The following is a 4664-nucleotide window of genomic DNA, read 5'->3' as shown; positions in this document are numbered from 1 at the left end:
GTCCGGCGGCGCGGCGGGGCCGGGGTCGTGGGCGGAGACCACGGTGGGCGTGGGCCACCCGCCCGGCCCGGTGGGGGCGTCGGCACCTCCCCCGGTTGCCCCGCCGGGCCCGGCGGCGGCGCCGTCGGCGTCCGCCTCCTCCCAGCGCTGGGAGTCCTCGTTCCAGTACCGCGGTCCCCCGGTCATCGCATCCCCCTCGTCTCGCTCGCCGCCCGCGTCACATGCCGAGCAGCCCCGCGACGGTGGCGGCCGAGGCCAGCACCGCCGTCAGGGCCTGGGCATCCGTCAGGAGCTCCCGCACCCTGCGGCGGCGGCTCTCGCCCACCGCGCCGGTGCGGTCGATCTCGTCCTCGGTGTCCGCCAGCGCCTCGTCCAGCTGTGCGGTCTGCTCACTCTGCCGCACCCGGGCCAGATCCGCCCGCAAATCGCGGACGGCCCGCAGAAGTTCCCGGGCGGCCGGGTCGGACCCGCCCGGAACGCCGTGGTGGCTCTCGGCGTGGGCGTGGCTGCCGACGGCGAAGGTGCTGCCCGTGACGTCCCCGATGCGGACGGCCGGTTCATCGTGTGCCATGTGTCCTGGGTCCCCTCTGCGGCCCGGGGCCGCCGTTGGTCGCACGGGCGTGGTCGCCGATGGCGAAGGTGGACCCCTCGACCCGGTCGATGTGCACGGCGCCGTTGCTGATGTTGACGATCTTCTGCATGAACTCGCCGGTCTCGTAACCGGCTTCGGCCAACGCCTGGCGCACTCCGCGCCCGATCCGGTCCTGGACGCTGCGCAGGTACCGGGCCACGTCCATCTCCTGGAACTTGGATCCGGCGCTCACCGCCGCCAGTTCCCGCACGGACGCCGCGGGCCCCTCCGGGGGCGCGTCGGTGTGCCCGCCGGTCAGCAGCCGCCACAGGTCGGCCGCGCCCCGGCCGAGGGTGCCCAGGGCGGGCCCGGCGGAGCGCGGCACCTGGGCCAGCGCCGCGGCCGCCTTGGCGGCCGGGGCGGCGGTGCGGATCCGCAGCGCTTCCCGGTCGGCGTCCCTGAACCCGGGGCGGACCGGGGTCAGCACGTGCGGGGCGATCTCCAGCATGAGCATGCCGCCCTGGGTGTGGACCCGCACGAAGACGGTGACGACCAGTTCCTCCTCCCAGCCGCCGACCCGGATGCGCAGGAAGTGCCGCCGCCGCTCCCCGCCCTCCTCGACGGCACGGTCCCGGTGCTGCTCGAAGGCGGCAGCGGAGTAGGGCGCCTCGTCCCGCCCGGCCAGTCCTTCGACGGGCAGGAACACGCACTCGTCGATCTCCAGCCGGCGCAGCCGGTCACGGACGGCGGGTCCGGCGTGCTCGGCGGGCACCCGCAGCTGGGCGAGCAGCGGACGGATCTTCTCCAGAATGGCGCGGTTGCTGAGCGGCTGCTGGGCGGCGTCCGGGTCCGGCCGCAGCTCGACGGCGAGCACCCAGGTGTCGTACGCCGACCCCGCCCCGAGGAACGGGCGGGCCTCGTCGTACATGATCAGCGGCGCGTGCTGCTCCCGCCGGATGCGGGTGAGGACCCGCCGGAAGCGCTCGCCGTCGGCCTGCTCGGCGGGGTCGTCGGCCGGGTCCGCGAAGTGGTCGGGGGACAGTTCCCCGGCGAAGACGCGGGCGAACCGGTCGCGCCGGGCGGCGGCGCACAGGGCGATCAGGACGAGCGTCCCGAGCCCGGTCCAGGCCCGCCAGGGCTCCACCCCGCCGCCCCCGAACACCGGGAACAGCACGTCGAGCAGGTCGGAGGTGCCGTCCGAGCTGCCGTAGGCCGAGGCGTCGCCGTAGGGGGCGTAGGGGTCGTACGACGACGAGGAGTCGTAGGAGGAGCCCGTCCCGGCCGGGGAGAAGGCGCCGAACGCGGCGCCCAGCAGCACGGCCAGGGTGACGGCGAAGACGAGGTGTCCGGCGGCCAGGACCAGCACCCGGTAGGCGGAGCCCTGTTGACCGCCGCGGCGCGCGGGGGCGAGGGCGAGCACCAGTCCGGCCAGCAGCGGCCCGGTCAACAGCCAGCCGCTGAGCGGCAGTCCCACCGCCCAGAGCGCCAGGACGGCGGCGGACCAGCCCAGTTCCTCCCGGCGGGCCCGCAGGGCGTGGGCGAGGACCCGGGCCGCGTCGTGGCCGAGCGCGGGCGCGGCGATCCGGTGCTCCTTGAGGTAGAGCTCCTCGATGACGCGGTCCCGGTACGTGGCGTCCTGGTAGGTCCCGGCGCACAGCAGCCGGGTGGCTTCGCTGGCGCGCGGCACGGCGGGCGGCGGATCCGGCGGGGCCGGGCTCTGCGGGTGCGGCGGCTGTCGCGGCACGGGTGCGGTGCTCATGCCGATCCTTCGGGAGCGCGAGGGTCAGGGGTGACCCGACGAGTGAAGGTGCATCAGCATAGGGGTGATCGGGAACCACCGGCATCGGAATGTCAAGATGGTGACCCTGTGATGTGCGTCAATCTTTGGCCAGGGATCCGTGTTCCGAGCGCCCGGACGCAGGGACCGCCGCCCGCCCGGACGCAGCGGGGCCCCGCACCGGCCGTGACCGGTACGGGGCCCTGAGCCCGGGGCTCGCGCAGCGTCTGGTTCGCTCAGATGAGGCCGAGACCGCGGACCGCCTCGCGCTCCTCCTCGAGCTCCTTGACGGAGGCGTCGATGCGGGCGCGGGAGAAGTCGTTGATCTCCAGGCCCTGGACGATCTCGTACGTCCCGTCCTTGACGGTCACCGGGAAGGAGGAGATGAGGCCCTCCGGCACGCCGTAGGAACCGTCCGACGGGATGCCCATGGAGGCCCAGTCGCCCTCGGCCGTGCCGTTGACCCAGGTGTGGATGTGGTCGACGGCGGCGTTGGCGGCGGAGGCGGCCGACGAGGCGCCCCGCGCCTCGATGATCGCGGCACCGCGCTTGGCGACGGTCGGGATGAAGTCCTCGGCCAGCCACTTCTCGTCGTTGACGACCTCGGCGGCGTTCTTGCCGGCGACGGTGGCGTGGAAGATGTCCGGGTACTGGGTCGCGGAGTGGTTGCCCCAGATCGTCAGCTTCTTGATCTCGGAGACCGGGACACCGGTCTTCTTCGACAGCTGGGTCAGCGCGCGGTTGTGGTCCAGGCGGGTCATCGCGGTGAACCGCTCGGCGGGCACGTCCGGCGCGGCGGCCTGGGCGATGAGCGCGTTGGTGTTGGCCGGGTTGCCGACGACCAGCACGCGGATGTCGTCCGCCGCGTGGGCGTTGATGGCCTGGCCCTGAGGCTTGAAAATGCCGCCGTTGGCCTCGAGGAGGTCGCCGCGCTCCATGCCCTTGGTGCGCGGGCGGGCGCCCACGAGGAGCGCGACGTTGGAGCCGTCGAAGGCCACGTTCGGGTCGTCCGTGATGTCGATGCCCTGGAGAAGCGGGAACGCGCAGTCGTCCAGCTCCATGGCCGTGCCCTCGGCGGCCTTGAGCGCCGGGGTGATCTCCAGCAGGCGCAGCTTGACCGGCACGTCCGCGCCGAGCAGCTGGCCGGAGGCGATGCGGAAGAGCAGGGCGTAACCGATCTGGCCGGCCGCGCCGGTGACGGTGACGTTCACGGGGGTGCGGGTCATGGCGTTCTCCGTATGACAGCTGGCGGTGGGGCGGTCCCTGCCCCGGGGTGCGGGATCCCGCTTCCGGCTCGTGACCGGTGCCCGCCGCGACGATCGATCACCGGTACGGAAGGATCGCCGACGGATGATCGATCTCTTGGCGTCAAGAGAGATCCAGCGGTCAGGCTATCGCGCATCCGCCGGCCCGGACGGTCGGGCTCCCTGTGGCCCACCCCACAGAGCGACCGTCTCCTGTACGCAGGGTGACCGCGCCGTCCGCTGTGCGGAGGACGGGAAGAGGACGGGAGGCACACGGAGAAGGCGGCCGCGCCCGTCCGGGAGAGGGGGGACAGGTGCGGCCGCCGTCGGGAAACCGCTGCCGGACTCCCGTGGGGGTACCAGTCGACTGCCCCCGCCGCGGCGGGCCATGCCCGCCGCCACACATCCCCCACGAAGCCCGTTCGAGACCCCCATGGAGGGCCGGGCCGGTGCCCCGGTCAGCCGCCGGGCCGTCCGGGCACGGGTGCGGGGCGCGTCCCTCGTCGGGCCGGTCGGCGCCCCGGCCGCGTCACTCGGTGCAGCCCTCCTCGCCGGAGGCCAGCACCGCACAGGCGTTCGCCTGTTCCGCGCTCTTCACGGCCACCATCGCCGTGTACGTCACCGTGTCGCCGACCTCGGTGATGTCGTTCGTCTGCTTGGCCTTGCCCGCGGTGACCTCCACCGCGTCGCCCTGCGTGGCCTGGGTGATGCGGCCCCAGGCGGCGGAGCAGGCCTCGCTGTAGCGGACTTCGACGGTGGTGGTGCCGACGGTCGCGGTCTTCGCCGTGGTCACGAGGTCTCCGCTGCACCCCATGGCCTCCGCGTCCTTGCCGGTGCAGCTGTCACCGCTGCACTCCACCCCGGGGGGCAGTTCGGCGGTGGCGGTGGGCGACGGGGACGTGGTGACGGTGTCCTTCTTCTTGCCGTCCTCGATGCTCGTGACGTAGAGGGCGGCGGCGATCACCACCAGCACGCCGACGGCGCCGGCGACGAACGTCGAGGTGCGCCGCTTGCCGCCCGGACCGCCGGAGCGTGCGCGGCCCGCGCCGCCCCCGGGCGGTGCGCCGTGCGC

The 4664-nt window shown here is 74.0% G+C and carries 4 protein-coding genes and 1 pseudogene; all 5 read right to left on the bottom strand.

The genetic code is table 11. The annotated features are described in order from the left end of the window. Positions 1 to 186 (bottom strand): annotated as a pseudogene (locus tag G3I53_RS19555) (hypothetical protein); the annotation flags it as partial. Between the two features lie 31 nt (positions 187 to 217). Next, positions 218 to 571, bottom strand: a complete 354-nt coding sequence (locus G3I53_RS19550) for a hypothetical protein (RefSeq protein WP_164335731.1) — start codon at positions 569 to 571, stop codon at positions 218 to 220. Continuing rightward, entirely contained in the window at positions 558 to 2330 is a 1773-nt protein-coding gene (locus G3I53_RS19545) for a hypothetical protein (protein ID WP_164335729.1), read from the bottom strand. Before G3I53_RS19545 ends, G3I53_RS19550 begins: the two co-directional genes overlap by 14 nt. Positions 2331 to 2584: 254 nt before the next feature. Beyond that, positions 2585 to 3574, bottom strand: a complete 990-nt coding sequence (locus tag G3I53_RS19540) for a malate dehydrogenase (RefSeq protein ID WP_164335727.1) — start codon at positions 3572 to 3574, stop codon at positions 2585 to 2587. Between the two features lie 547 nt (positions 3575 to 4121). Next, positions 4122 to 4664: DUF2690 domain-containing protein (locus G3I53_RS19535; protein ID WP_164438595.1), on the bottom strand; the 543-nt coding region annotated here is incomplete at its 5' end.

The organism is Streptomyces sp. SID14436, from assembly GCF_010548465.1.
Taxonomy (GTDB): domain Bacteria; phylum Actinomycetota; class Actinomycetes; order Streptomycetales; family Streptomycetaceae; genus Streptomyces.
This window is presented reverse-complemented; position numbering and strand designations above follow the sequence as displayed.